This is a genomic window from Paraburkholderia sediminicola (genome assembly GCF_046026895.1).
Lineage (GTDB): Bacteria > Pseudomonadota > Gammaproteobacteria > Burkholderiales > Burkholderiaceae > Paraburkholderia > Paraburkholderia sediminicola_C.
The window spans coordinates 26,438-51,121 of sequence record NZ_JAQQEU010000051.1 but is presented as its reverse complement, the minus strand read 5'-3'; the positions used below and the strand labels follow the sequence as shown (position 1 = coordinate 51,121).

The following is a 24,684-nucleotide window of genomic DNA, read 5'->3' as shown; positions in this document are numbered from 1 at the left end:
TCATTTCGGGCGATCGCGAATGTCAAGCGGCATTGTTGCTATTCGGAGAACAGTGTTTCAACCGGGGCAGAATGGCTATCCGGCGCTCGCAGGACTACATTCAGCTCTCCACAATACGGAGCCGACGATGATGACCTTAGAGTCCATCCCCCTTGACGGTACCAATGGCGTACGCATCGAAATCCTCGAGCGCTCCGACACGACGCTGGTCATCCGCTGGGTCGAACCGGGCCGCTGTCATTACGGCGAGCAGCGCTGGCGGCGCAGGTCGGCGCATACGTCGGGCACCTGCGCGGTGTCGCGCCGCAAGATCCGCCGCGGCGACGCGGTGTTCAAGCCGGCGGAACGGCCGGCGCCGTCCAATGCTTCCGCAATGATCTGTGCCGAAATTCTGGGCGCGCTGGCAGAAGCCGCCTGACGCGGCGGCACACCGCGCTTGCCGCTTCGGCCATGTTTTGAACCCGCCTGACCACGCTTCGACCACGCTTGCAACCCGCTTCGATCTTCTGATCCCAGATTGACCCCTTTTGGCCGCTTTTTTTGCCGGCATCCTTGCCGGCGGCGCACGGCGCACAAAGCGCGCACCCGCCCCGCAAGCCATACCCCGCACGAAATGCACCCGGCCACCTGCACGGCCGTGCAGCGCCGCGCCTCCCGCACCCTCCGATTGCGGCTCTGCGCCGCCTGCGCTAAGGTGGACCTCGCTGCGTGAAGTCAGCCGCCCGCACCCCGCGCGACGGCAACGACCCGCCGTTCCACCACCGCGCCGCGTCCGTTGCGGCGCCGTTTGAGGGCCCATCATGGCAGAAGACACGGCGCAAACCCGCCCGGCATCGGCGCCTCCCGCTCCCCCCGCTGTTCCCGTCGCACCCCAGCAATTTTCCCTTGACGTTCTGCTCGAAAAATACGCGAAGGGCGCCGAACAATCGGCCGACGACGTCTTCAAGCGCGTCGCGCGCGGCGTCGCCGAGGCGGAGCCGCCGCAACTGCGCGAATCGGTCGAAGCGCTCTTCGTCGACAATCTGCGGCACGGCGCGCTCGGCGCCGGCCGCATCATGAGCGCGGCCGGCACCGGGATCGCCGCCACGCTGATCAACTGCTTCGTGCAGCCGGTCGGCGACGCGATCCAGGGTGTCGACGAACAGGGCCTGCCCGGCATCTACGTCGCGCTGCTGCAGGCGGCCGAAACCATGCGCCGCGGCGGCGGCGTCGGCTACAACTTCTCCGCGATCCGGCCCAAGGGCGCGCGCGTGCACACCACCAGTTCGTCGGCGTCCGGCCCGTGCAGCTATATGGACGTGTTCGACGCCTCGTGCCGCACCGTCGAAAGCGCCGGCTCGCGGCGCGGCGCGCAGATGGCCGTGCTCGATTGCGACCATCCCGACCTGCTCGAATTCATCGAGGCCAAGCATTCGAAGGGCCGCTGGAACAACTTCAACGTGTCGGTCGGCGTCACCGATGAATTCATGCGCGCGGTCGAACAGGATCAGCCCTGGCAACTGGTGCATCGCGCCGAGCCGTCGCCGGCGCTGCGCTCGGCCGGCGACGTGCGGCAACGCGAGGACGGCCTGTGGGTGTACAGCGAGCGCCCCGCCCGCGAGATCTGGGATCGCATCATGCGCTCCACTTACGACGTCGCGGAACCGGGCATCGTGTTCATCTCGCGGATGAACGAAGACAACAATCTGCGCGCCGTCGAAACGATTCGCGCCACCAACCCGTGCGGCGAGCAACCGCTGCCGGCGTACGGCTGCTGCAATCTCGGGCCGTTGAACCTGACGCGCTTCGTGGTCGATCCGTTCGCGCAGATGCAAGGCCGCCAGCCCTCGTTCGACTGGGACGGTCTCGCGCAGCGCACCCGCACCCAGGTGCGCTTTCTCGACAACGTGCTCGACGTGACGCTGTGGCCGCTGCCGCAGCAATACGAGGAGTCGCGCGCGAAGCGGCGCATCGGCGTGGGCTTCACCGGACTCGGCGACACGCTCGTGATGCTGGGCTTGCGCTACAACTCGCAGGAAGGCCGCGACTTCGCCGTGCGCATTGCGCGGCTGATGCGCGACGAGGCATATCGGGCGTCGGTGGAACTGGCGAAAGAGCGCGGCGCGTTTGCCCTCTTCGACGCCGAGCGCTATCTGGAGGCAGGCACTTTTGCGTCGCGCCTGCCCGAGGACATCAAGCAGGCGATCCGCCGCGACGGCATCCGCAACAGCCATCTGCTGTCGATCGCGCCGACCGGCACGGTGAGCCTCGCGTTCGCGGACAACGCGTCGAACGGCATCGAGCCGGCCTTCTCGTGGACCTACACGCGCATGAAGGTGATGGCCGACGGCGGCCGCGAATCGTTCGAAGTCGAGGACCACGCGTACCGGCTCTACCGCGAACTGGGCGGTGATGTCGGCAAGCTGCCGGAGTATTTCGTCAGCGCGCTGCAGATGTCGGCGCGCGATCACCTCGACATGATGGCGGCCGTGCAGCCTTACGTGGACACGTCGATTTCGAAGACGGTGAACGTGCCCGCGGACTATCCGTTCGAAGCGTTCGAAAGCCTCTATTTCGACGCGTGGAAAAGCGGCCTCAAGGGCCTCGCGACGTACCGGCCGAACGAGACGCTCGGCGCGGTGCTCAGCGTGAGCCCGCCGCAGGCGGACGACACGCTCGCCGAGAGCGACCTCGATCCGCTGCGCATCGCAATCGACCATCGGCCCAAAGGCGAATTGCCGGCGATCATCGAGAAGGTCGAATATCTGACCCAGGCCGGCAAGAAGTCGCTCTACGTGGCGGTATCGTTTATCGAGGTGACCGGACGCCTGGGCGGCGAGGACGTGACGATCGAGCGGCCTATCGAGTTCTTCATTCCCACCGGCCAGCGCGACGAATCGCAGCAATGGATCACGGCGACGATGCGCTCGCTGTCGCTCGCCGCGCGCGGCGGATTTGTCGCGCGCAATTTGCAGGACATGCGCAAGGTCTCGTGGGATCGCGGGCAGGTCCGGCTCGGCGACGTGCAACGTCTGGACGGACATCGCGCGCCGCGCTGGCACGATTCGGAAGTGGCCGCGCTCGCGTTCGCGATCCAGCAGATTCTGTATCGGCGTGGCTTTCTCGACGCTGAAGGCAATCAGGTGGCCTCGCGCATGCTGGCGCGGTTGCCGCGCGGGCAGAGGAAGGCGGAGACGGCTTTGTCGGCGGATTTCGGTATCCGTGCGCATCCCGCCGACGCCGCTGACGACGCCGCGTTGACGCAGTCCGGCGGCGCGCACGGACTGTTCACGATGCTTGGGCGCAAGTGCGGCTCGTGCGGTGCGAATGCGGTGATTCGCAAGGATGGGTGCGATTTCTGCACGGCGTGTGGAGAAGTCGGCGCATGCGGATAAGCCGCCCGCCTGCCAACCCGGCGAGCGCGCCGCGCGCGCTCGCCAACTGGCTGGCCGACGGCGAATCGCCGCCGCGCGAGCGGCTGCCAATCGGGCCGATCCCGCGCGGCACGACCGCGCGGCCATCCGAGGCCGCGCTTTAGCCGACTCTCGCGTAATAGAGGTTCTGCGGGTGCTTCGCTTCGGCGAAGAAAAACCATCGTTCCGCGACGAGCCCCGCGTACTGCACGAGACAAGCCGCGGCCAGCAGGCCGAGCGAGACGCCGATCGAATGCAGGTTCGCGCCGAGCGCCATCAGCACGACCGGCGCGACGAACGCGGCCGCGAGGAAGCCCCACTTGACGCCCCGCAGCGTCCCCGCCGACTGGCCATGAAAGAACTCGCGCAGATTGAACGCGCCGGCGGTGAAGCCGCGCGACACCTGGACGAGCTTCGGATTGTGGATGCCGGTCGCGCTCTGCACCGTCGACTTCGGCCGCAGGCGCGCATTGCGCACGAGCGACGCCGTGCGGCTCGCGCAGCCCGCGAGCGTCAGCACGCAGGCGCAGATCGCGAGCCCCGCGGTCAACGCGGGCGCGCACCATGCGCTCAGCGCCGTGGCCAGCGTGAAGCCCGACGCGCAGCCGAGCAGCGCGAAGTTGACCAGGGTGAGCGGCGTCGCCCATTCCTGCAGGAAGCGCAGGCACGCGTAGATCATCGCGGTGCAGACGAACAGCGTCGCGCTCGCCAGCACGCCGAGCCAGCCGAGCGCGAGCGACCAAGGCGAACCGAACCAATGCGCAACGCCGTAGCAAAACGCGCAGGCGAGAAACGCGGGCAGGCACAGACATTCGCGCGACAGCCACGAGGTTCGCCACATCGCTATCGCGCGCCAGGCGCGCTCGGGATGACCGAGATGGAAGAACGACGCGAGCAGTCCGAGTCCGCCCAACAGCACCGACACCACACTGCCGATAATGTAGAACGCAGCCGGAGGCGGCGCGAGCACCCCGAGTTGAGCCGCGCTCTCCACGCCGACGAGCGCGATCAGCAGGCCTTGGGCCGCGCCGCTTAAAGTAGTGAGGAACACTACGGAAAATGCCGGATTCATCTTGAGGTCCTGTGGGTTCGCTAGATGCGCGTCGCGATCGACGCGAGATGGAGTGTGCCGCGCTCGAGTTGTGCGTCGAGCGAAGCCGGCGGCTCGGCCGCGTCGGCTGTTTTGCACGAGCACGCGTCGCCGCCGCAGCCCGAAGCCACGGTCGGCACGCGCGGCAGATAGTGATTCGCGGGCCGGGTGTTCCACTCGGGCATCAACTGATAACCGCCGCGCTCCTCGATCGCTTTCGACACCACCGACTGCGGGTCGTGAATGTCGCCGAACAGCCGCGCCGAGGTCGGGCACGCCAGCACGCAAGCCGGCTGCCGGTCTCGCTCGGAGAGATTTTCATCATGGATCCGATCGACGCACAGCGTGCACTTGGTCATTTCCTTGCGCGCCTCGTCGAGCTCGCGCGCACCGTACGGACAGGCCCACGCGCAATACTTGCAGCCGATGCAGCGGTCGAAATCGACCAGCACCAGGCCGTCCTCCTTGCGCTTGTAGCTCGCGCCGGTCGGACAGACCGGCACGCATGGCGGGTCCTCGCAGTGCAGACACGATTTTGGAAAGTGGATCGTCTCGGCATTCGGGAAACTGCCGGCTTCGAAAGTCTGCACGCGATTGAAGAACGTGCCGGACGGGTCCGCATCGTATGGGTTCAGGTCGGCGAGACTGCCCGATTCGCCGGACGTGTTCCACTCCTTGCAACTCGTCACGCACGCCTGGCAGCCCACGCACACGTTCAGATCGATCACCAACGCCATCTGGGTCATCAAAATCTCCTTGCTGCTGTCGACACTGACAGCACTTGCGCCGCGATTGTTGCAACGCTCGCCGCCACCCTGCCTGCATTCATCGCCGCCACCGGTGACTCGCTACTTGCGCCGGTTCGCGCCGGAGAGCCGCGCCGCGAACTCGCCGCGTCCCGCGAAGTAGGTCTGCACGATCCGCGAGATCACGCCGGTCGATCCCGGCAGCGCGGGCATCGCGGCGAACTGGGGCAGTGTGTGCCGCGCATCCGCCTCGGCCGGATAGATGCGCACGCGCACGTCGTACCACGCGGCCTGGCCGGTCACCGGATCGGAGTTCGACACCCGCGAGGCCGCGTGGTCGTGGCCGGGCAGTTCGTCGGTGATCAGGTGATTGAGCAGGAAGCCGCGCCGCGCTTCGTTTGCGTCAGGGCCGAGATTCCATGCGCCCGCCGCCTTGCCGATCGCGTTCCACGTCCACACCGTGCCCGGCTCGACGGTCTCGCTGAAGCGCGCCATGCAGCGCACGCGGCCCCATTGCGATTCGGCGTAGATCCAGCTGCCGTCGGCAATGCCGTGTTCGGCGGCCATCAGCGGATTCATGTACAGATAGTTCTCGCCGTGAATCTGCCGCAGCCATGCGTTCTGCGAGTCCCACGAGTGGTACATCGCCATCGGCCGTTGCGTCACCGCGACGAGCGGGAAGCGCGCGAGATCGGTGGCCGCGCTTTCGAGCGGCGCGTACCAGAACGGCAGCGGGTCGAAATACTCTGCCACGCGCTCGCGCAAATGGTCCGGCGGCTGCCTGCCGCTCGTGCGCCCTTGCGCGGCGAGCCTGAACTTCTGCATCACGTCGGAGTAAAGCTGGATCAGGATTGGCTCGCTGAATTTGCGAAGGCCGTTGCTGACCGCCCACTCGAGGTACGGTCCGTTGCAGTTGCGCATGTACTGCAAGGTTTCGGGTAACCGGTAATGGAACACGCAATTGTTCTTCGCGTACTGCTCCCATTGCCGCGGATTCGGCTCGCCCACCAGCGCCTTGTCGCCGTCCTTGCCGCGCCAGCCCATCAGAAAGCCCACGCCGGAGTCCGGCGCGGTCGTGTGATTGATGATGAAGTCGGGATAGTCGCGAAAGCGCCGCGCGCCGTCGGCCGTGGTGAACGCGGGAAACTTTAGCCGCGACGCGAGTTCGATCAGCACTTCCTGGAACGGCTTGCACTCGCCCGTGGGCGGCACGACCGGCACACGCACCGAATCCACCGGGCCGTCGAATTCGGAGATCGGCCGGTCGAGCATCGACATCGCATCGTGCCGTTCGAGGTAGGTCGTGTCCGGCAGGATCAGATCGGCGAACGCAGTCATCTCCGACTGGAACGCGTCGCACACCACCAGAAACGGGATCTTGTACTCGCCGTTCGCGTGCCTGTCGGCCAGCATCTCGCGCACTTTCATCGTATTCATCGACGAATTCCACGCCATGTTGGCCATGAAAATCATCAGCGTGTCGATCGGATAGGGATCGCCGCGCCACGCGTTGGTGATCACGCTGTGCATCAGGCCGTGCACCGCGAGCGGATATTCCCACGAGAACGCCTTGTCGATTCGCACCGGGCCGCCGTGTTCGTCGATGAACAGGTCCTCGGGCGCGGCGGGCCAGCCGAGCGGGCCGGTGGCGAGCGGCGTGTTCGGCCTGACGGCGTCTGGGCTGTTCGGCGGTTTCGCCGACGGCGGCACCGCGCGCGGAAACGGCGACTTGTGACGAAAGCCGCCAGGACAATCGATCGTGCCGAGCAGCGACATCAGCACGGCGAGCGCGCGGATCGACTGGAAGCCGTTGGAGTGCGCGGCGAGTCCGCGCATGGCGTGAAACGCGACCGGATTGCCGGTGACCGTTTCGTGCGTCTCGCCCCACGCGTCGGTCCAGCGAATCGGCAGCGTGATGCGGTGCTCGCGACTCGTCTGGATCATTTCGCCAGCGAGGCGGCGAATCGTGTCCGCCGCGATGCCGGTGATGGCGGCGGCCCACTCGGGCGTGCATCCGGCCACGCGCTCGCGCAACAACGCGAACGACGGCGTGACGGGCGTGCCGTCGTCGAGCGTATAGCGGCCGTCCAGCGCGGGCGTCACGCCGTTCGCGTGATGCGGCACCGCGCGCCCGGCTTGCGCATCCCACCACAGGTGATTCTGCGGAAACAGCGGATTGCCGGCGGGCCGCTGCGGATCGCGCACGAACAGCCCGAAATTTTCGCTGGTCTCGTCGAGATCGACGAGTTCCGCCGCGTTCGTATAGCGGCGCACGAACTCGTGATCCCACGCGTCGGCGGCAATCAGTTCGTGCAGGAAGGCCATGAACAGCGCGCCGTCGGTGCCGGGTTTGATCGGCACCCACTCGTCGGCAATCGCCGCGTAGCCGGTACGGATCGGATTGATCGCGATAAACCGGCCGCCCGCACGCTTGAACTTCGAGATCGCGATTTTCAGCGGATTCGAATGATGGTCCTCCGCCGTGCCGATCATGAAGAACAGTTTGGCGCTGTCCAGATCCGGGCCGCCGAATTCCCAGAACGAGCCGCCTATCGTATAGATCATGCCGGCTGCCATGTTGGCCGAGCAGAAGCCGCCGTGCGCGGCGTAGTTAGGCGTGCCGAACTGCTTCGCGAACAGGCCGGTCAGCGCCTGCATCTGGTCGCGGCCGGTGAAGAGCGCGAACTTTTTTGGATCGGTGCCGCGGATCGCGGCGAGGCGCTTTTCGAGTACGTCAAAAGCGACTTCCCACGACACCGGCTCGAACTGCGCGCTGCCCCGCTCCGCGCCAGGCTTGCGCATCAGCGGCTGGGTCAGGCGCGCGGGCGAGTACTGCTTCATGATGCCCGAGGCGCCCTTCGCGCAAATCACGCCCTGGTTCAGCGGATGCTCCGGATTGCCGTCGATGTAGCGCACCTCGCCGTCACGCAGATGCACGCGAATACCGCAGCGGCAGGCGCACATGTAGCAGGTGGTGGTTTTGACGTCGAGCCGTTCGTTCTGGGTGCGGGGGTGGTGTTCCATACGGAATCTCCGTCGCTGCTGGGAGGGTGTCGAAGCGGGATGCAGTGACGACCATCCTATGCGCACCGGCGTCGGAAGAGAAATCGCGATTTGCAAGAGGAACTATCGGCGGTGCCGATAGTTTCGGTCTGGCTTTCAGTGGGACGCTTTTTCAATCAGCGGTTTGCGAGCCGCGCGCGTTCAATCGTGTCTTCGGGGATCGGCTGGCCGTCGCGCAGGGGCGAGCCGGCTGCCACCGCAACGCGCGCGGCCGGCGTCGCATGCATCGCACGCATCAGATCGGCGTCAACGCCGGCTCGCCCGCGAAATGCCGCTTCGCGTTGCGGATGAAGTTGTCGACCGAGGCCGCGATCGCCTCCGGCGAGCGGCCGCCCACATGCGGCGTCAATACCACGTTGCGCAGCGCAAGCAAGGCCTCGGGCGGATGCGGCTCGCCTTCGTACACATCGAGCGCTGCGCCCGCGATCGTCCGCGCGCTCAGCGTCCGCGCCAACGCAGCGGTATCGACCACGCTGCCGCGCGACACGTTGACGACGAACCCCCGCGGACCGAGGGCGTCGAGCACGCGCTCGCCGATCAGATGCCGCGTGCCCGCTCCGCCCGGCGTCGAAACCACCAGAAAGTCGCACCAGTGCGCGAGCGCTTCCACGCGGTCGAAGTAACGCAGCGGCGAGCCTTCACGCGGCTTGCGATTGTGATAGCCGATCTCCATGTCGAAGCCCGCGCCACGCCGCGCGACCTTCTCGCCGATATTGCCGAGCCCGACGATCCCCAGGCGTTTGTTCGAAACGTTCGGGTGCAGCGGCAGCGCATCGCGCCAGACGCCGGCGCGCGTGGCCTGGTCGAGTTGCGGCACGTCGCGCACGACCGCGAGCAGCAACGCGAACGCATGATCGGCGACGCAGTGATCGTTGGTCCCCGCACCGTTGACGACGACGATGGCCCGCGCACGGGCGTGGTCGACGGCGAGATTTTCATAGCCTGCGCCCAACGCGCCGATCAGTTCGAGCTGCGGCATCCGGTCGATTTCCGCGGCGCTTAGCCCGGTTGTGCCGTTGGTCAGCACGGCGCGGATCGTAGCGCCGTGCGCGGCGATCGCAGCGTCGCGCAGCGGGGCATCGGGCGCGTACACGATGTCGAGCACCGTCGCGATGCTGGCTCGGCTGTCGTCGTTCAAGTGGATCAAAACCAGCAGGGATGGCTTCATGGTGAGGTTCGTATCGGCGGCGTGGATGGACGGGCTTCGAGGCTTTCGAGTGTAGCAAGGCTCATGCGGGCTCGCAGCCACGATCACGCCTGCGCTCTTACGCGTCGAGCGCAACGCCGCAAGCGCCTCAAGTCCATTCAGGCCGGGCCGATATCCTGTTGGACGGCCCTGCGAGAAGAGGCGTCGTGCCTTTTCTTTTCAGCCGACGCCGAACCCCGCCCTAAGATAGCCGCAACTTCGACTCCGAGAAATCCATGCTGGATACCGTTTTGCGCGGCCCTGCGCCCATCAAGGACGCCCCGAAGCAAGTCCCCTCGGGGGACCACTCCGTGATGTTCGAACTCGCGCCGGTCTCGCTCTGGCTCGAAGACTTCAGCGGCGTGCGCGCGCTGTTCGATGCATGGCGAGCCGAAGGCGTGACCGATCTGCGCGCATTTCGCCGCGGATCCGAGCCGGGTCGCCCAATGCGCGCACAGCATCCGCGTGATCAAGGTCAATCAGAAGACCCTCACGCAATTCGAGGCCGCCGACGTCGACGCGACCAGCTCGGCCACGCCGCCGGCGACGCGCTGCTGCGGCGCGCGGGCGAAGTCCTCGCGAAGGCGATGGAAACGCCGTTTCACGCGGCGCGCATTGGCGGCGACGAGTTCGCAATCCTGATGCCGGACACCGACGAGCGTGGTGGCGCCGCGATGATCGATGCGATCCGGCAGCTGGTGGAGATGAACAACCAGTTTTACCCGGGTTCGCCGCTGAGCTTTTCGATGGGCGCGGCGACGTGCCAGCGCGGCGACCGGCTCGAAGCGGGCGTGCGGCGCGCCGACCTGTTGATGTACGACGAAAAACGCGCGCACTACGCGACCCACCCGGCGGCAGACGCGGGCGGCAATTGAGGCGCGATCGCACGTCGAGAAGTACTGACGGGCGATAGTCGGGCGCGCGGCGTGGCTGCCATGCCGCGCCGTGTCCGCGCACTGCAAGCCCATCCACCCGCTCGATCAACCCGGCAACTTTGCCGCTAGCACATCCACCTTGTTGATGCTCGGCGGCGACGCGAGCAGTTCGCCCGCCTTCGCCATCAAGGCGGCCGCGACCTTGCCGTTCAGATGCGCGTCGCGCCCGGCTTCATCGGCGAAGGCGTCGAAAATGCCGAAGGCGGACGGCCCCAGCTTCAGCGCAAACCATGCGGCGGTGGCCGGCTCCTGCTCTACGAGCGGCAAGCCGCCCAGCAGGAACGCCTCGACCTCCTGTTCCTTGCCGGGTTTGGCTTCGAGATGAACGTACAGAGCGAGTTTGACCATGACACGACTCCCGATGTGAGACGCAGACCGTGGATACGCTTTGCGAGCCTTCGCAAAGCGCGGTGAAACGGCCGGGGCCGCTTCGCCATCAAACGAGTATAGGCCTCGGCTTCACTGCGGGCGCAGCTCGCGGTGCGCATCGGCGCGCGGAAAACGCAATTCGAAGCGCACCACGCCTCGCGCCGGACACACCACGCGCGCCGTGCCACCATGCAGGTGCATGATCGCCTTGACGATCGCGAGCCCCAGTCCGCTCGATTCGGTGAACGCGCTGCGCGCCGCATCCGCGCGATAAAAACGATCGAACAGCCGGTTCAGTTGCGCTTCGGGAATCGGCTCGCCGTCGTTTTCGACCGCCACGGTCGCGCCCCCTGCGTCCTGCGCGCCGCGCAAACGTACGACCGTGTCGCTCGCGCCGTAGCGCACCGCGTTGACCACCAGGTTGTTGATCGCGCGACGGCACAGCAGCGGATTGACCGAAACCGTGCCTTCGGCTTCGACTTCGAAGCGCATCCCGCGTTCGTCGGCGGGGCCCTCGAAATAGTCAGCGATCCTGACGAGTTCCTCACGCAGATCGACCGGCTCCCGCTCGACGGACAACGCCGCGTGATCCGCGTGGGCCAAAAACAGAATGTTCTCCGCGATATGGCTCAGGCGGTTCAGCTCCTCGAGATTCGATTCGAGCAATTGCTGATATTCGTCGGGGTCGCGCGGTTTGGCGAGCGTCACCTGGGTCTGCCCGATCAGCGCGCCGACGGGCGTGCGAATCTCATGCGCGAGATCGGCGGCAAACTGCGAGAGCCGCTGATAGCCGTCGGCGAGACGGTCGAGCATCGCGTTGAATGCGTGCGTGAGCTGCCGCAATTCGACCGGCGCCGCGTCGCTGTCGAGGCGCACCGACAGGCTCGCCGGGCTGATCTGCGCGGCCCGCGCGGCAATCGCGCGCACCGGCAGCAACGCGCGGCGCAGCACGTACCAGGCCAGCAGCGTCGCGGCCAGCATGCCGGTCAGCGTCGCGAGCACGATGCGATTGCGGTACGCGGCCAGCATCCGCACTTCCTGCGTCATCGGGTGGCCGGCGATCACTTCGACCTCGCTGCCATCTTCACGCGCTCGCGCGGTGGCAATCGCCCAATGCACCGGCAGGCCGTCCGGCAAGCGCGTCTGACGGATGTCGGCGAGGCTCGGCGGGCGGTCCACGGTGCCAGCGGGTAGCGCAGGCACCTCCACGTGCGCCGGGTTCACATCGACGAACGGCGCTTCGCCGGGCCGGCGAAACAGCAGCACGTCCTGCTCCGCGCCGAGCATGGTCTCGAACAGCAGCGGCCGCTTCTTCAACTCGCTCACCGAATAAAGATCGTGCACGATCCGGCTGAAATGCTCGACCCGGCCCGTGAGCACGACATCGGCGCGGCGTTGCAGCGACACCTGCGCGGAGTGGTAAAAATACGCGCCGAGCGTGCCGATCACCACGCACGCGATCAACGCGAACAGCACCGTGGTGCGCACGGTCAGCGAGCGTTCGGTCCAGAGTTTCATGCGCCGTCGCCGAATGTGTAGCCGATGCTGCGCACCGTATGGATCAGCTTCTTTTCGAACGGATGATCGACCTTGGCGCGCAGCCGTTTGATCGCCACGTCGACCACGTTGGTGTCGCTGTCGAAATTCATGTCCCACACTTCCGAGGCGATCTGCGAACGCGAGAGCGCTTCGCCCTGCCGGCGCACCAGCAGATGCAGCAGCATGAACTCCTTGTTGGTCAGCGGAATGTCGACGCCTTCGCGCGTCACCTTGCGGCGCAGCACGTCGAGCTTGAGGTCGGCGACCTCGAACAGGTCGCTTTCGCGGATCACGCCGCGGCGCAACAGCGTGCGAATGCGCAGCACCAGTTCGGTAAACGAGAACGGCTTGACGAGATAGTCGTCCGCGCCGAGTTCGAGGCCGCGAATGCGGTCGCTGACCTGATCGCGCGCGGTCAGGAAAATCACCGGCAGATCGCGCCGCGCGCGCAACGCACGCATGATTTCCCAGCCGTCGATGCCGGGCAGCATCACGTCCAGCACCACGAGGTCATAGGGATGTTCGAGCGCCATGTGCAGGCCGTCCGTGCCGGTGCGCGCGAGATCGACTGCATAGCCGCTCTCGCGCAAACCCTTCTTCAGGTAGTCGCCGGTTTTCGGATCGTCTTCGATGACGAGGATGCTCATGGTTCTCGGTGCTCCAACGCAGGCTGCGGCCCGAGGTTGGGCTCGGGCCGTGATTCGGCGGCGCAGTCCGGCGCGCGCAGCAACGCGGGACTTCACTATCGCGGTCATTTTACGTGGCGCCGCTGCCCCGTTCATGACGTTTTTGTCATTCATCTGTCACCCTGCCGAGCCAGTTCGCCGCCTAATCTGTCCCTACCGTTCACCACCCCGGAGCAGATTCATGAAGATCGTTTCCGCGCAGGCACTACGCGCACTCGTCGCCCCCGCGCTCACCGCCGCCTTGCTCGTGACAACCGTTGCGGCTCATGCTCAAAACGCCGCGCCCACCGGCGTGCGCGGCACGGTGACCTCGCTCACGGGCGATCTGCTCAAGGTCCACACGCGCGACGGCAAGGATGTCGATGTGAAGCTCGAGGCCAACACGCCGATTCGCGGCGTCACGCTCGCCAACGTCAACGACATCAAGCCGGATAGCTACGTCGGCACCGCCGCGATCCCGCAGGCCGACGGCACGCTGAAGGCGCTCGAAGTGCACGTGTTCCCGCCCAGCATGCGCGGCTCCGGTGAAGGGCATCGTCCGTGGGATCTCGGTTCGAACAGCTCGATGACCAACGGCACGGTCGGCTCGCTCGTGGTCAGCAACGGCCGCACCATCACCGTGAAGTACAAGGACGGTGAGAAGAAAGTCCTGATTCCGCAGGACGTGCCTATCGTCAGTCTCGAACCGGGCGACCGTTCGTTGCTGGTGCCGGGCGCGAAGGTCGTGCTGTTCGCGCACAAGGAAGCGGACGGCTCGATGGCGGCGAACTTCATCTCGGCCGGCGAGCATGGTGTCACGCCGCCGATGTAAAGCGGCGCTTTAGCCAGTCTTTGTCCGACCATTCGAACAGCCGCGTTGCGTCATGACGCGGCTTGCCACTTTCCGTTCGCCCCGCCGTCCTCCCCATGTCCAAACCGCAAGCGCGCATGCTGGTTCACCCGTTCGTCGTCCGCGTGACGCATTGGATCAACGCGTTCGCGATGGTCTGCATGGTGATGAGCGGCTGGGCGATCTACAACGCGTCGCCCTTCTTTCCGTTCCGGTTCCCGACGTGGGCGACCGTCGGCGGTTGGCTCGGCGGCTCGATTGCATGGCATTTCGCGGCGATGTGGCTGCTCTGCGCAAACGGGCTGCTGTATCTGGCGTACGGCATCGGCAGCGGGCATTTCCGGCGCAAGCTGTTGCCGGTTCACCCGCGCGATATCGCGCACGATGCGGCGTTAGCGATGCGCTTTCGCCTGCCCCACGATACCGGCAAATACAACGCGGTGCAGCGTGCGCTTTATCTGCTCGCGCTGTGCCTGGGCGTGCTGCTCGTGGCGTCCGGACTCTCCATCTGGAAGCCGGTGCAATTCTGGTGGCTGACCGCGCTATTCGGCGGCTTCGATTTCGCGCGACGCGTGCACTTCATCGCCATGGCGGGGGTAATCGGCTTTGTCGTCGTGCATCTGGCGCTGGTGCTGCTGGTGCCGCGCACGTTGCCGCCGATGCTCACGGGCCGCGCCCGTCGCACCGCGCATGAAGGGACTCAGGCATGAGCGCACCGAAACCCGCCGCGGCGCGCAAGACGCGCATCCTTCTCGCCGATCATCAACCGCAAATCGAGCGTCTGCAACGGCGGCTGTTTTTGCGCTCCTCGCTCTCGATCGGCGCACTCGCGATGCTCTCCGGCTGCAACATGCAGGACAACGATTCCGTCGACAAGGTGCTGTGGGCGATGTCGCGCTGGAACGATCGCGTGCAGGGCTGGCTGTTCGACCGCAACCGGCTCGCGCCGACCTATTCGGCCCGCGACATCACCGACCCGTTTCCGTTCAACGCGTTCTATCCGGAGTTCGACGCGCCCGACATGGACGGCTCGACCTATCGGCTGGAAGTGTCGGGGCTCGTGTCTGACAAGCGCAGTTGGAACCTCGACCAGTTGCGCGCGCTGCCGCAAGCTTCGCAGATCACGCGCCACATCTGCATCGAAGGATGGAGCGCGATCGGCCAATGGCGCGGCGTGCCGTTTCGCACGTTCCTCGAACGCATCGGCGCCGATCTGACTGCCCGATATGTCGGATTCAAATGCGCGGACCGCTATTACTCCAGCCTCGACATGGCGACGGCGCTGCATCCGCAAACGCAGTTGACGCTCGATTTCGGCAACGCGCCGCTGCCCGCGAAATACGGTTATCCGCTCAAGCTCCGAGTGCCGACCAAGCTCGGCTTCAAGAACCCCAAACATATCGCCGCGATCTTCGTGACCAATACGAATCCCGGCGGCTATTGGGAAGATCAGGGGTACAACTGGTTCAGCGGCTTATAACGGTTCGCCAGCCGTGGCATTGCCTTCGACGCGCCTAAACGGCGGTCACGTAGCGCGCCACCGGCTTCTGCATGCGCGGCGGCGGCGCATCGTAGACGGTGCGCATGCGTTTGACTTCGTCGACCGGACTGAGGCCGAACAGGCGCTTGAACTCGCGGCTGAACTGCGATGCGCTCTCGTAACCCACACGCGCGGCCGCCGCGCCCGCATTCAAACCGTCCTGCACCATCAGCAGGCGCGCGTGATGCAAGCGCGTGGTCTTCACGTATTGCATCGGTGAAGTCGCCGTGACGGCCTTGAACTGCGCGTGAAACACCGCGAGGCTCATACCCGCTTCGGCGGCGAGCGTATCGACGTCGAGTTCGCCGTGGTAGTCGGCGTGAATGCGGCGCAGCGCCTTGGCAATGCGGCCGAAATGATTCTGATGCGTGAGCGCCGCGCGAATCGCATCGCCCTGCTCACCCGTCAGCACGCGATAACAGATCTCCCGCACCACGCCGGGCGCGAGAATGCGCGCGTCGAGCGGCGAAGCCAACGCTTCCATCAGACGCTGCACCGCATTGCACAGCGCCGGGTCGAGCGGCGTCGAGTAGATGCCGACCGGCTCGTGCTGCGCGGCGCCCTGCGTTTCGTTCAGCGCCATCAGCAATTCGGCGACCATGGTCAGGTCCACGCGCACGGAGATCCCGAGGAACGGCCTCTCCAGACTCGCCTCGGTCTCGCATTCGAACGGCAGCGGCACCGACAGCACGAGGTACTGCTGCGCGTCGTACTGGAACACCTGATCGCCGAGAAACCCGCGCTTGCGGCCCTGGCAAACGATCACGATGCTCGGCTCGTACATCACCGGCCTGCGCGACATCGGACTATTCGCGCGCAGCAGGTTGACGCCTTCCAGACTCGAATGCGTGATGCCCGGAAGGGGGGCGAGCAGATCGAACAATTCGATCACACGCTGCTGCGCCGGATCGGTCGTAGTGGGTTCAGCGGAACGGGTCGACATGACGGTATAGTGACGGCCAGGAGAATAATGCTTGAAATTTAGCATCAAACAGCCTGTCGCGCTTCTCGCCAGGAGTTTTAGGCAAATCTTCAAGACATTCAGGTATTCCCGCACTCGCTGCCGGCTCCTATCATGGGAACCCTGCCGGATCAACTTTTTCCCCGCGCCGCGCTGGCCTGGTTGGCCATTCGACGCTTCGGCGAATTCGCCAGCACGCGTCAACCGCCGCCAGCGCCGTGATCCCGGTTCAATGCCAGGCTTCGCCGCACCGGCAACATGCGTTGCCCATCGCGGGCGCCTTACACCCTCACCCTCTTTGCTGGAGCTACCCATGAGCACGACTTATGCCTATGCAGCGACCGCCGCTACCGCGCCGCTCGCCCCGTTCGAAATCCAGCGTCGCGAACTGCGCGCCCATGACGTGCAGATGGAAGTCCTCTTTTGCGGCGTGTGCCATTCCGATCTGCATCAGGCGCGCAATGAATGGAAGAACACGGTGTTTCCGGTGGTGCCGGGTCACGAGATCGTCGGCCGTGTGACCGCGGTCGGTGGTGACGTGACGAAGTACAAGGCGGGCGACCTGGTCGGCGTCGGCTGTCTGGTCGATTCGTGCCGCACGTGCGCGAGTTGCGAGGAAGGTCTGGAGCAGTATTGCGAAAACGGGTTTGTCGGCACGTACAACGGTGTTGACCGCGTCGACGGGCAGATCACTTACGGCGGCTACTCCACGCAGCTCGTCGTGGACGAAGCGTTCACGCTGCGCGTGCCGGACAATCTCGACCCGGCTGGCGTCGCGCCGCTGCTGTGCGCGGGGATCACCACGTATTCGCCGCTGCGCACGTGGGGTGCGGGTCCTGGCAAGAAAGTCGGCATCGTCGGCCTCGGCGGACTCGGCCACATGGGGGTGAAGCTCGCTCGCGCGATGGGCGCGCATGTGGTGCTGTTCACCACGTCGCCGTCGAAGATCGAGGATGCGAAGCGGCTTGGCGCGCATGAGGTGGTGATTTCGAAGAATCCGGAAGAGATGCAAGCGCATCTGAACAGCTTCGATTTCATTCTGAACACCGTCGCCGCGCAACATGACCTGAACCCGTTTCTGGATCTGCTCAAGCGCGATGGAACGATGACGCTGGTCGGCGCACCGGAGCACGATCATCCGTCGCCGCAGGTGTTCAATCTGATCATGAAGCGCCGGCGTCTGGCCGGGTCGTTGATTGGCGGCATTGCCGAGACGCAGGAGATGCTGGATTTCTGCGGTGAGCATGGGATTACTTCTGATATTGAGGTGATTCCGATGCAGGGAATTAATAACGCTTATGAGCGGATGCTGAAGAGTGATGTTAAGTATCGGTTTGTGATTGATATGGATTCCTTGCGGAAGTAAGTGGTTTTTTTGCCCGCGCAGCGGATTGGTTTTTTTTTGCGCCTGCGGCGCGGGTTTTTGTTGGCACTGTTTCTTTGTTTGTTTTAGTCGTGTTGCGTTATTTGGTTGTGCTCTTAGGGTGTTGGCCTTTCCTTGAATTCACGGCGGTCTATTAGCGTTGCCCCTGTGCGGGGCGGCACCTACTTTCTTTGCAAGCCGCAAAGAAAGTAGGCAAAGAAAGCGGCTTCAAACCGCTAACTCTTAAGTGGGTCCCCTGGCTCGGAGGGGGTAGTGGTGCATCTGGAATCTGTGCGCTCGCACATTCCGCGTTAGTGACAAAGCCGTCATCCGCTCCCGCTCCGCACTGCGTGCGTCGCGGCCGGGTCTGCAACGGAAACCCGTCGATGATTCGTCGTGCAGCGGGGCCATCGGCTTCGCCTCGGCGAGGCGTCGAATAAAAACCAATGACTTGATGAAGTACCGCGTCGGCGCGCGCAGCGCCGCCGGAAGAATGACTGCTTTGTCACTGACGCTGAATGCGCAATGACACAGATTCCAGATGCACCACTGCCCCCTCCAAGCCAGGGGACCCGCTTAAGAGTTAGCGGTTTGAGCCGCTTTCTTTGCCTACTTTCTTTGCGGCATGCAAAGAAAGTAGGTGCCGCCCCGCACAGGGGCAACGCTAATAGACCACCGTGAATTCAAGGAAAAGCCAACACCCTAAGAGCACAACCAAAAAGCGCCGCAGGCAAAAACCAAAACCCCAACCCTTACCTCCACTGGAGTTTGCACCGTGATTGACAGAATAACTGCAATGCGCACATTCATCCGAATCGTGGACACCAACAGCTTCACCCGCGCAGCGGAATCACTGAACATTCCGCGCGCGACGGCGACCACCATCGTGCAGAACCTGGAAGCTCTGCTCGGCACAGCGCTGCTCGCCCGCACCACGCGGCGTCTGAGCGTCACGCCCGAAGGCGCCGCGTACTACGAACGCTGCGCACAGATCCTCGCCGACATCGACGAAATGGAAGCCAGCATCCGTTACGCAACCGACAACCTGACCGGCCGTCTGCGCATCGAAATGCCGGGCGCCGTGGCGAGCGGCATCGTCCTGCCGGCCCTCGACGACTTTCACGCCCGTTACCCGAACCTCGATCTGGCGATCGGCGTGAGCAACCGCACAGTCGATCTGATCTCCGAAGCCATCGACTGCAGCATCCAGCTCGGCGATTTGCCCGATTCGAATCTGGTCGCGCGGCAACTCGGCACCATCGAACACGTGACCTGCGCAAGCCCGGCCTATCTGGCTCGCTACGGCACACCCTGCGCGCTCGACGATCTGCGCGGACACGTCGCCGTCAATTGCATGTCGCCGCATAACGGCCGCGAAATGGACTTCGATTTCGAAGTGGACGGCGAAGCGCAAAACGTCAAGGTCGAAGGCTTCGTCAAGGTCAGCGACGAGCAGGCATATCTCACCTGCGGACTGCAAGGCCTCGGCCTGATTCAGCCCGCGCGGATCGCCGCGCAGCCCTACCTCGCTTCAGGGCTGCTGCGCGAAGTACTGCCGCAATGGAAGCCGGTGCCGATGCCGGTCTCGGTGGCCTACGTGAAGAACCGCCGTGTGTCGCCGCGCGTGCGCGCCTTCGTCGACTGGCTCGCGGAGCTGTTCGAAAAAACGGAGCACGTCGATCAGGATCTCTCGCGTGTGCGTCAATTGTTGCGCGGCCTGCATCCCGCCTGAGGCGGGTTGCAGGCGGGCGCGCAACCCGCCGCGACGCGACGCGTCAGTTCGGTAGCGTGACCGGCACCGGCCGCGTCAACAGATCCACGTAGAAATTGAAAAAGCCCGGATTGTCGAAGCGTTTGACGATCGTCATCTTCTGCAAACCCGCCGGCGGCGAACTCGTATAACCAGTTGCCTTGCCGTCATTGGCGCCGAAGCTCGTATCCACATCCACCCACTCGTCCACGGTCTGCGTCGCGAACGAAGGATGCATCAGATACGCGAGCGTCAGCGTGTCCCAGATGTTCGTCGTGTAGTCAGGATTCGTCTCGAAGCCGTTCTTGCCGTCGAAACCATAACCGTTCAAGGTCTTGAACAGTTGCGTGATGATGGTCTGCTTCGTGGGGTCGTGCGCGACCCGGTCGTAAAGCGTCTTGTCCATCTGCACAGTGTCCGTCACGTCGAGCGGAATCACCACCTGTTTGATCGGCGGATGCAGCACCGTCTTTGCCGCTTCCGGGTCGAACCACCAGTTGAATTCCGCGGTCGGCGTGGTGTTGCCCGGCACGTCGATTGCGCCGCCCATGTAGATGATCTGTTTGATGAGCGGCACGATCTCCGGATGCTGGCGCGTGGCGAGCGCAATATTGGTCAACGGGCCGATGGCGAGAATCGTCACTTCGCCGGGATACTGCTTCACCGAATCGACAATGAAATCGACCGCGCTTTTGCTCTGCACTTTGGTGTGAGTCGCGAAGCCGTCGGGCGGCGCAACGAGCTCGCTATCCGAGGTCGGCTCGGGCGTGCTCCAGGCGCCCAGATAACCGTCGCCGCCGGGGAATTGTTTCAGTTCGGCCTGAATCGTCGCGAAGTCGTGGGACAACGCATAATTGGCGCCCGCATACACGCCGATCTGCTTTTCGACGCCGAGACGCTCGACCGCTTTCAACGCGTCGGACGTGCCCTGCTTCAACCACTGATTGCCGGACACGACCGTAATACCCAGTACTTTCAGCGAGCCTTGCGCCTGCAATTGCACGGCCATCACGCCGAGCTGGCCGTCGTCGCTCAGCGTGTTGTAGTCGCTGTCGATAATCACTTTGGTGTGTTGGCGGCGGTGAGGTTATCTCCGCCGCATGCCGGAATGGCCAGAACAGCCACGACGATCGCCATGCACTTCAATGCCACGAGAACTCGCCTCATTGATGTCTCCGTTTTTATCTCGCCGTGCCACGCGATTAAGGAAGGTCATCATAGACGTAATCCCTGTGAAATCAAATCGTCATGCCCAATGGGTTCATTCATGGAATCAGCTTGCGGCGGCGGAGATTATCGAAGATGTCGATAAACATCGTCTCCGTATCGATGAACTCATGAAACCCGAAGCGCCGCGCTTTCGACCCGTCGCCGAACATATCGTAGTCCGAAGAGAAAACGAAATCGGCAAAACGCCATGACGAGACGTCCTGGTACGCAACCGCATACACGGCAATCGCCAGCGCCGGATTCATCGGATTGCCGAGCGCGAATCCGCCCAACACCGCGGGGCGAAGCGCCGACCAGTTCCAGCGCTTGCCCGCCTGACGCGTTTCGAGCAAGCGCTGCTGATCGAACACGAACTCCGGCGGCACGAAATGCGCGTCGTTGTCGCGCGCCGGTGTTTTGAACGGCCCCTGATGGCCGCCGTATACCTTGTAGCCCTGCATCAGGCTCACGTGCTGCAAATCAGGCGCGACCGGTTCGATCGCGGCGAGCGTGTTGACGAGCCATGGCCAGGTTCGGGGGCACCAGCTCAGTCCAGCTCGGGCGGTCCTGATAAGCCGCATGGAACGTGTGCGTGACGTGATCGAGTCCATGCAGCATCGCTAACGACCGGGCCGCAATCGGGCAAAGCCCGTTGCGGCATCCGTCATCGCCGTCGAAGCATCGAGGATTGCGATGCTTTATAGCGTCTCTTCGGCCCACACCGCATTCTCGCGGGCCATCAACGCGGTCGACGCCGCCGGCCCGAACGTGCCCGCCGTATACCCCCGCGGCCGCTCGCCCGACTTGGCCCAGCCTGCCAGAATCGGCTCGGCCCAAGCCCATGCGGCTTCCAGTTCGTCGCGGCGCATGAAATGCGTGAGGCGTCCGCGGATCACATCGATCAGCAAGCGCTCGTACGCTTCCGCGCGACGCTCGGTGAAGGCCTGCTGCAGATCCAGATTCAGATTCACCGGCAGCATGTGCATGCCGCTGCCCGGCTCCTTCGCGAGCATCTGCAACTGGATCGATTCTTCCGGCTGCAACTGGATCACCAGACGGTTGCCATAGTTGCGCCCCCCGTTCGGAAAGATCGAGAACGGCAGTTCGGAGAACTCGATGACGATCTCCGACACCTTCTTCTGCATCCGCTTGCCGGTGCGCAGGTAAAACGGCACGTTGGCCCAGCGCCAGTTGTTGATATGCGCGCGCAGCGCGACGAACGTTTCGGCGCGGCTGCCCGCTGGCACATTGTCTTCTTCGAGGTAGCCCCCCACCGCCTCGCCGTCCACGGCGCCCGCGGTGTACTGGCCGCGCACGGTGTCGCGAGCGATGTCTTCGGGCGTCATCGGACGCAGCGAGCGCAGGACCTTGAGCTTTTCGTCACGGACCGCGTCCGGATCGAGCGACACCGGCGGCTCCATCGCGACGATGCACAGCAATTGCAGCAAGTGGTTCTGCACCATGTCGCGCAGCGCGCCGGTCTTGTCATAGAAGCCCGCGCGGCTGCCCACGCCGACCGTTTCCGCGACCGTGATCTGCACGCGCTTGATATACGGCGCCTGCCACAGCGGGCCGAAAATCGGATTGCCGAAGCGCAGCACCATCAGGTTCTGTACGGTTTCCTTGCCGAGGTAGTGGTCGATCCGGTAGATCTGCGCTTCGCTGAAGTGCTTGCCGACCGCCGTGTTGATCTCCTGCGCGGAGGCCAGATCGTGGCCCAGCGGTTTTTCGAGCACGACGCGCGAATTGGCGTCGACGAGCCCCGCCGATGCCAGGTGGTCGCAGATGTTCGTGAACAGATCCGGCGAGGTCGCGAGATAGAACACGCGGCTCACGCCGTCGCGCGACGCGCTCTTCAGACGCTGGTAGTCGTCGGCCGAATCGACATCCATCCGCACGTATTCGAACAGCGCGAGAAATTTGTCCCACGCCGTCGCGTCGAACGCTTTCTTTTCGATGAAGGGCTTGGCCTTCAGCTCCATGAATTCGGCGATGTACTCGTCACGCGACCAGGGCTTGCGGCCGATCGTGAGAATACGGGTCTCGGGTGGCAGATTGCAGTGCAGATGCGCCATGTATAGCGCGGGCAGCAGCTTGCGGAATGACAGGTCGCCGGTGCCGCCGAAGATGATCATGTCGAGCGGCAGGTCGGGTGTGGCTGAAGCGTGTTGGGTCGTCATAGCGCGGTCGCGGCGTCGTGATGAAGAGGCATCGGTCAAGGGGACAGAAAAAGCGTAGGCAAGATACCCCGCGCCGGCTGGCCGGCTTTTTTCTGGCAAATGCCTATGGTGCAACGTTTTGGGATAGTTTGCACGGCAACATCTGCCCCAGGTTGGCGCAAGTTGCCAAACGGGGACGCCAAGGGACTGTTTGCATGGGGATTTGCGCGATTCGCATCGCCCTGGGCCGCCCCTTCCCCAAAGCCTTCAGCCGCCTGACAACGCCGCGCGCGCGACCCGGCACGCCGCCAGATCCCACGCCGCGCAGCCGACGGTCTTGAACACCACCGGCGTCGCCGCCGGCAACAGCGCTGCGTTTTCCAACACCCCGGCAATCCCGCCGACCTTCGCCCAATCCACGCCGGCCTGGATCAAGTCGCCGGCCTCGTGCTTCGCGCCGGCTGGGTCGTCGACGAAAAGCGCGCTGGCGCCGAGCGTGCGCGCGCCGATCTCGACCATCGCCGGCGTGAAGGCGCCGACCCCGATCACGAGCCGCCCGGCACGCGCCGCTTCGTCGTAGACGGGCTGTTTGCTGGTGGTCAGTGCGATGACTACGTCAGTCGAGTCGGGAATCGCCGCGCCCCCGAGCGGTTGCAGGTCATACACGCCGCCGCCATGCGCGGCGCAAAACGCTTCGGCTCGCGCGGGCGCGCTGCCCTTCACCCGCACGCGCGCGTCGGGAAACAGTTCGCCGATCGCCTGCAGATGGTTGAGCGCCTGCGTGCCCGTGCCGATCAGCAGGAACTCGCGCGGCGCGTTCGCGGCGAAGGTCGCGACGCCCAGCATCGACATCGCCGCGGTACGGCGCCCCGTCACGGCTGGGCCGTCGAGGACGAACAGTGTCTCGCCCGTATCCGCGTCGAAGGCCATGACCTGGCCGTGGATGGTCGGCAGATCGCGCGCGCCGTTGCTCGCGCACACGTTGACGAGTTTATGGATCGCGAGATCGGGCGCGGTGGCCGGCATCGACAGCATGATGCCGCCTGCGTTGAGCGGCACGACGAGCCGCTCGGGGCTCACGATGCGCTGCGCCGCATAGTCGAGGCTCGCGCGCTTCAGGGCGTCGACTAGCGCCGCATACGGAATGAGCCGCGCGGTCGCGGCGGCGTCGAAAATCTGCGTGGTCGGGCGGGTCATGAGCGAGGTCGTTCCAATCCTGGTGAGGGGGTGTTCGGATTTGGCGCACTACGGCCACCCAATCGGTGGACCGCGTTCGCGCGGACTGAAGCGTGAATAACCGCGGGCGAGTCATTGCGGGCACCACGCCACCGTAACCGAGTGCGGCGCCGATGACCAGTCACACCGAAAATGCCAGCGGTTTTTCGATTGAAGGGGCAACGGGTTTTGAGGATGAGGGAGCGCGGCCGGTCGCGGGCAGTTCGCGGCCGGTCCAGACGAAACTCAGCCAGCACGCGAACGCGCGGCGCTTACGCCGCGATCAAGCGCGCGAGCCAAGCCACGCATCAAAGCCCCGGTCAACTCGCGATTCGAGCCGCGCACAACACCTGCGCGCGGCGCTTGCGTCAATGCTCAACCTCCCGAGCGCCCGTCACTGCGACGCGGCCTTATCGGCGCCTTTCTGGCCGCCCTTGAACATCGCCCGGCAGGCGGGGCTCAGTTCGTCGATGTGCTGCTTCATGCAGGCGGTGATCTTGGCTTTGTTGGGAATATCGGCTGCGCAGAAATGCATCGCGTCGCCGCGACAGGCTTTGGCCTGGTCGTCCTGGGTGGCGGCGTTCGACGAGGCGGCGGCACCAAGAGCGAAAAGGCCGACAGCAAGCAGGCAGTAGGATCGTTTCATGTCAGG

At 64.6% G+C, this 24,684-nt stretch carries 20 protein-coding genes and 2 pseudogenes; 9 read left to right on the top strand and 13 right to left on the bottom strand.

From position 1 onward, the window contains the following. Positions 1 to 130: 130 nt before the first annotated feature. The 3 genes from PQR02_RS28010 to PQR02_RS28000 all read left to right on the top strand — a co-directional run bounded on the left by PQR02_RS28010 (position 131) and on the right by PQR02_RS28000 (position 3,517). Positions 131 to 418 (top strand): DUF3331 domain-containing protein, encoded by a 288-nt coding sequence (locus PQR02_RS28010; RefSeq protein ID WP_094779583.1) that lies wholly within the window; start codon positions 131 to 133, stop codon positions 416 to 418. A gap of 382 nt (positions 419 to 800) precedes the next feature. Then, on the top strand, positions 801 to 3,374 hold the full coding sequence (locus PQR02_RS28005) for an adenosylcobalamin-dependent ribonucleoside-diphosphate reductase (RefSeq protein WP_408239052.1): 2,574 nt from the start codon (positions 801 to 803) through the stop codon (positions 3,372 to 3,374). Continuing rightward, positions 3,365 to 3,517 (top strand): hypothetical protein, encoded by a 153-nt coding sequence (locus tag PQR02_RS28000; RefSeq protein WP_408239049.1) that lies wholly within the window; start codon positions 3,365 to 3,367, stop codon positions 3,515 to 3,517. Before PQR02_RS28005 ends, PQR02_RS28000 begins: the two co-directional genes overlap by 10 nt. On the opposite strand, the gene PQR02_RS27995 is transcribed toward PQR02_RS28000, so the two are convergent. The 4 genes from PQR02_RS27995 to PQR02_RS27980 form a co-directional block, all read right to left on the bottom strand. After that, a complete protein-coding gene (locus PQR02_RS27995; RefSeq protein WP_408239046.1) occupies positions 3,514 to 4,464 on the bottom strand; it encodes a dimethyl sulfoxide reductase anchor subunit family protein in 951 nt (316 codons plus the stop codon). The genes PQR02_RS28000 and PQR02_RS27995 overlap by 4 nt on opposite strands. 20 nt (positions 4,465 to 4,484) lie before the next feature. Continuing rightward, positions 4,485 to 5,228 carry a 4Fe-4S dicluster domain-containing protein gene (locus PQR02_RS27990; protein ID WP_408239043.1) on the bottom strand — a complete coding sequence of 248 codons (744 nt, stop codon included), beginning with the start codon at positions 5,226 to 5,228 and terminating at the stop codon, positions 4,485 to 4,487. Positions 5,229 to 5,330: 102 nt separating this feature from the next. Further along, positions 5,331 to 8,252 carry a molybdopterin-dependent oxidoreductase gene (locus PQR02_RS27985; protein WP_408239040.1) on the bottom strand — a complete coding sequence of 974 codons (2,922 nt, stop codon included), beginning with the start codon at positions 8,250 to 8,252 and terminating at the stop codon, positions 5,331 to 5,333. A gap of 274 nt (positions 8,253 to 8,526) precedes the next feature. After that, entirely contained in the window at positions 8,527 to 9,459 is a 933-nt protein-coding gene (locus tag PQR02_RS27980) for a 2-hydroxyacid dehydrogenase (protein WP_408239037.1), read from the bottom strand. 530 nt (positions 9,460 to 9,989) lie between these two features. On the opposite strand from PQR02_RS27980, the pseudogene PQR02_RS27975 reads away from it, so the two are divergent. After that, positions 9,990 to 10,352: pseudogene (locus tag PQR02_RS27975) on the top strand (GGDEF domain-containing protein); the annotation flags it as partial. 105 nt (positions 10,353 to 10,457) lie between these two features. Here PQR02_RS27975 and PQR02_RS27970 read toward each other — a convergent pair. From PQR02_RS27970 to PQR02_RS27960, 3 genes are all read right to left on the bottom strand, one after another. After that, on the bottom strand, positions 10,458 to 10,760 hold the full coding sequence (locus PQR02_RS27970) for a putative quinol monooxygenase (protein ID WP_408239034.1): 303 nt from the start codon (positions 10,758 to 10,760) through the stop codon (positions 10,458 to 10,460). A 111-nt stretch (positions 10,761 to 10,871) separates the two neighbouring features. Continuing rightward, positions 10,872 to 12,299 carry a heavy metal sensor histidine kinase gene (locus PQR02_RS27965; protein ID WP_408239031.1) on the bottom strand — a complete coding sequence of 476 codons (1,428 nt, stop codon included), beginning with the start codon at positions 12,297 to 12,299 and terminating at the stop codon, positions 10,872 to 10,874. Further along, positions 12,296 to 12,967, bottom strand: coding sequence for a heavy metal response regulator transcription factor (locus PQR02_RS27960; protein WP_408239028.1), 672 nt, complete (start codon positions 12,965 to 12,967; stop codon positions 12,296 to 12,298). Before PQR02_RS27960 ends, PQR02_RS27965 begins: the two co-directional genes overlap by 4 nt. Before the next feature lie 220 nt (positions 12,968 to 13,187). Between PQR02_RS27960 and PQR02_RS27955 the strand changes: the two genes are divergently transcribed. The 3 genes from PQR02_RS27955 (at position 13,188) to PQR02_RS27945 (ending at position 15,315) form a co-directional block, all read left to right on the top strand. Beyond that, positions 13,188 to 13,817 (top strand): hypothetical protein, encoded by a 630-nt coding sequence (locus PQR02_RS27955; protein WP_408239026.1) that lies wholly within the window; start codon positions 13,188 to 13,190, stop codon positions 13,815 to 13,817. Between the two features lie 95 nt (positions 13,818 to 13,912). Next, a complete protein-coding gene (locus tag PQR02_RS27950) occupies positions 13,913 to 14,545 on the top strand; it encodes a cytochrome b/b6 domain-containing protein (RefSeq protein ID WP_408239023.1) in 633 nt (210 codons plus the stop codon). Further along, a complete protein-coding gene (locus PQR02_RS27945) occupies positions 14,542 to 15,315 on the top strand; it encodes a molybdopterin-dependent oxidoreductase (RefSeq protein WP_408239020.1) in 774 nt (257 codons plus the stop codon). Before PQR02_RS27950 ends, PQR02_RS27945 begins: the two co-directional genes overlap by 4 nt. 34 nt (positions 15,316 to 15,349) lie before the next feature. Here PQR02_RS27945 and PQR02_RS27940 read toward each other — a convergent pair whose 3' ends face one another. Next, positions 15,350 to 16,318: an AraC family transcriptional regulator gene (locus tag PQR02_RS27940; RefSeq protein ID WP_408239017.1), complete on the bottom strand. Its 969-nt coding sequence runs from the start codon at positions 16,316 to 16,318 to the stop codon at positions 15,350 to 15,352. A gap of 331 nt (positions 16,319 to 16,649) precedes the next feature. On the opposite strand from PQR02_RS27940, the gene PQR02_RS27935 reads away from it, so the two are divergent. Then, the gene (locus PQR02_RS27935) at positions 16,650 to 17,702 is read left to right on the top strand and encodes an NAD(P)-dependent alcohol dehydrogenase (protein ID WP_408239014.1); all 1,053 of its coding nucleotides are present in this window, start codon (positions 16,650 to 16,652) and stop codon (positions 17,700 to 17,702) included. Positions 17,703 to 18,474: 772 nt separating this feature from the next. After that, positions 18,475 to 19,431, top strand: coding sequence for a LysR family transcriptional regulator (locus PQR02_RS27930; RefSeq protein ID WP_408239012.1), 957 nt, complete (start codon positions 18,475 to 18,477; stop codon positions 19,429 to 19,431). A 43-nt stretch (positions 19,432 to 19,474) separates the two neighbouring features. Here the strand turns inward: PQR02_RS27930 and PQR02_RS27925 are convergent. From PQR02_RS27925 to PQR02_RS27905, 5 genes and pseudogenes are all read right to left on the bottom strand, one after another. After that, positions 19,475 to 20,616: pseudogene (locus PQR02_RS27925) on the bottom strand (nucleoside hydrolase). 98 nt (positions 20,617 to 20,714) lie between these two features. Further along, on the bottom strand, positions 20,715 to 21,239 hold the full coding sequence (locus PQR02_RS27920) for a Rossmann-fold NAD(P)-binding domain-containing protein (RefSeq protein WP_408239009.1): 525 nt from the start codon (positions 21,237 to 21,239) through the stop codon (positions 20,715 to 20,717). Positions 21,240 to 21,356: 117 nt separating this feature from the next. Beyond that, entirely contained in the window at positions 21,357 to 22,838 is a 1,482-nt protein-coding gene (gene zwf, locus PQR02_RS27915) for a glucose-6-phosphate dehydrogenase (RefSeq protein ID WP_408239006.1), read from the bottom strand. Positions 22,839 to 23,084: 246 nt separating this feature from the next. Beyond that, complete coding sequence (gene lhpI / locus PQR02_RS27910; protein ID WP_408239003.1) at positions 23,085 to 24,014, bottom strand: bifunctional Delta(1)-pyrroline-2-carboxylate/Delta(1)-piperideine-2-carboxylate reductase; 930 nt, start codon at positions 24,012 to 24,014, stop codon at positions 23,085 to 23,087. Between the two features lie 412 nt (positions 24,015 to 24,426). Continuing rightward, a complete protein-coding gene (locus PQR02_RS27905; RefSeq protein WP_408239058.1) occupies positions 24,427 to 24,678 on the bottom strand; it encodes a hypothetical protein in 252 nt (83 codons plus the stop codon). Positions 24,679 to 24,684 lie beyond the last annotated feature (6 nt).

What these genes read in the sequence shown, in the direction of transcription:
- PQR02_RS28010 (WP_094779583.1), top strand. Translation starts at nt 131, where the DNA reads ATGACCTTAGAGTCCATCCCCCTTGACGGTACCAATGGCGTACGCATC.
- PQR02_RS28005 (WP_408239052.1), top strand. Translation starts at nt 801, where the DNA reads ATGGCAGAAGACACGGCGCAAACCCGCCCGGCATCGGCGCCTCCCGCT.
- PQR02_RS28000 (WP_408239049.1), top strand. Translation starts at nt 3,365, where the DNA reads ATGCGGATAAGCCGCCCGCCTGCCAACCCGGCGAGCGCGCCGCGCGCG.
- PQR02_RS27995 (WP_408239046.1), bottom strand. Translation starts at nt 4,464, where the DNA reads ATGAATCCGGCATTTTCCGTAGTGTTCCTCACTACTTTAAGCGGCGCG.
- PQR02_RS27990 (WP_408239043.1), bottom strand. Translation starts at nt 5,228, where the DNA reads ATGACCCAGATGGCGTTGGTGATCGATCTGAACGTGTGCGTGGGCTGC.
- PQR02_RS27985 (WP_408239040.1), bottom strand. Translation starts at nt 8,252, where the DNA reads ATGGAACACCACCCCCGCACCCAGAACGAACGGCTCGACGTCAAAACC.
- PQR02_RS27980 (WP_408239037.1), bottom strand. Translation starts at nt 9,459, where the DNA reads ATGAAGCCATCCCTGCTGGTTTTGATCCACTTGAACGACGACAGCCGA.
- PQR02_RS27970 (WP_408239034.1), bottom strand. Translation starts at nt 10,760, where the DNA reads ATGGTCAAACTCGCTCTGTACGTTCATCTCGAAGCCAAACCCGGCAAG.
- PQR02_RS27965 (WP_408239031.1), bottom strand. Translation starts at nt 12,299, where the DNA reads ATGAAACTCTGGACCGAACGCTCGCTGACCGTGCGCACCACGGTGCTG.
- PQR02_RS27960 (WP_408239028.1), bottom strand. Translation starts at nt 12,967, where the DNA reads ATGAGCATCCTCGTCATCGAAGACGATCCGAAAACCGGCGACTACCTG.
- PQR02_RS27955 (WP_408239026.1), top strand. Translation starts at nt 13,188, where the DNA reads ATGAAGATCGTTTCCGCGCAGGCACTACGCGCACTCGTCGCCCCCGCG.
- PQR02_RS27950 (WP_408239023.1), top strand. Translation starts at nt 13,913, where the DNA reads ATGTCCAAACCGCAAGCGCGCATGCTGGTTCACCCGTTCGTCGTCCGC.
- PQR02_RS27945 (WP_408239020.1), top strand. Translation starts at nt 14,542, where the DNA reads ATGAGCGCACCGAAACCCGCCGCGGCGCGCAAGACGCGCATCCTTCTC.
- PQR02_RS27940 (WP_408239017.1), bottom strand. Translation starts at nt 16,318, where the DNA reads ATGTCGACCCGTTCCGCTGAACCCACTACGACCGATCCGGCGCAGCAG.
- PQR02_RS27935 (WP_408239014.1), top strand. Translation starts at nt 16,650, where the DNA reads ATGAGCACGACTTATGCCTATGCAGCGACCGCCGCTACCGCGCCGCTC.
- PQR02_RS27920 (WP_408239009.1), bottom strand. Translation starts at nt 21,239, where the DNA reads ATGCGGCTTATCAGGACCGCCCGAGCTGGACTGAGCTGGTGCCCCCGA.
- zwf (WP_408239006.1), bottom strand. Translation starts at nt 22,838, where the DNA reads ATGACGACCCAACACGCTTCAGCCACACCCGACCTGCCGCTCGACATG.
- lhpI (WP_408239003.1), bottom strand. Translation starts at nt 24,014, where the DNA reads ATGACCCGCCCGACCACGCAGATTTTCGACGCCGCCGCGACCGCGCGG.
- PQR02_RS27905 (WP_408239058.1), bottom strand. Translation starts at nt 24,678, where the DNA reads ATGAAACGATCCTACTGCCTGCTTGCTGTCGGCCTTTTCGCTCTTGGT.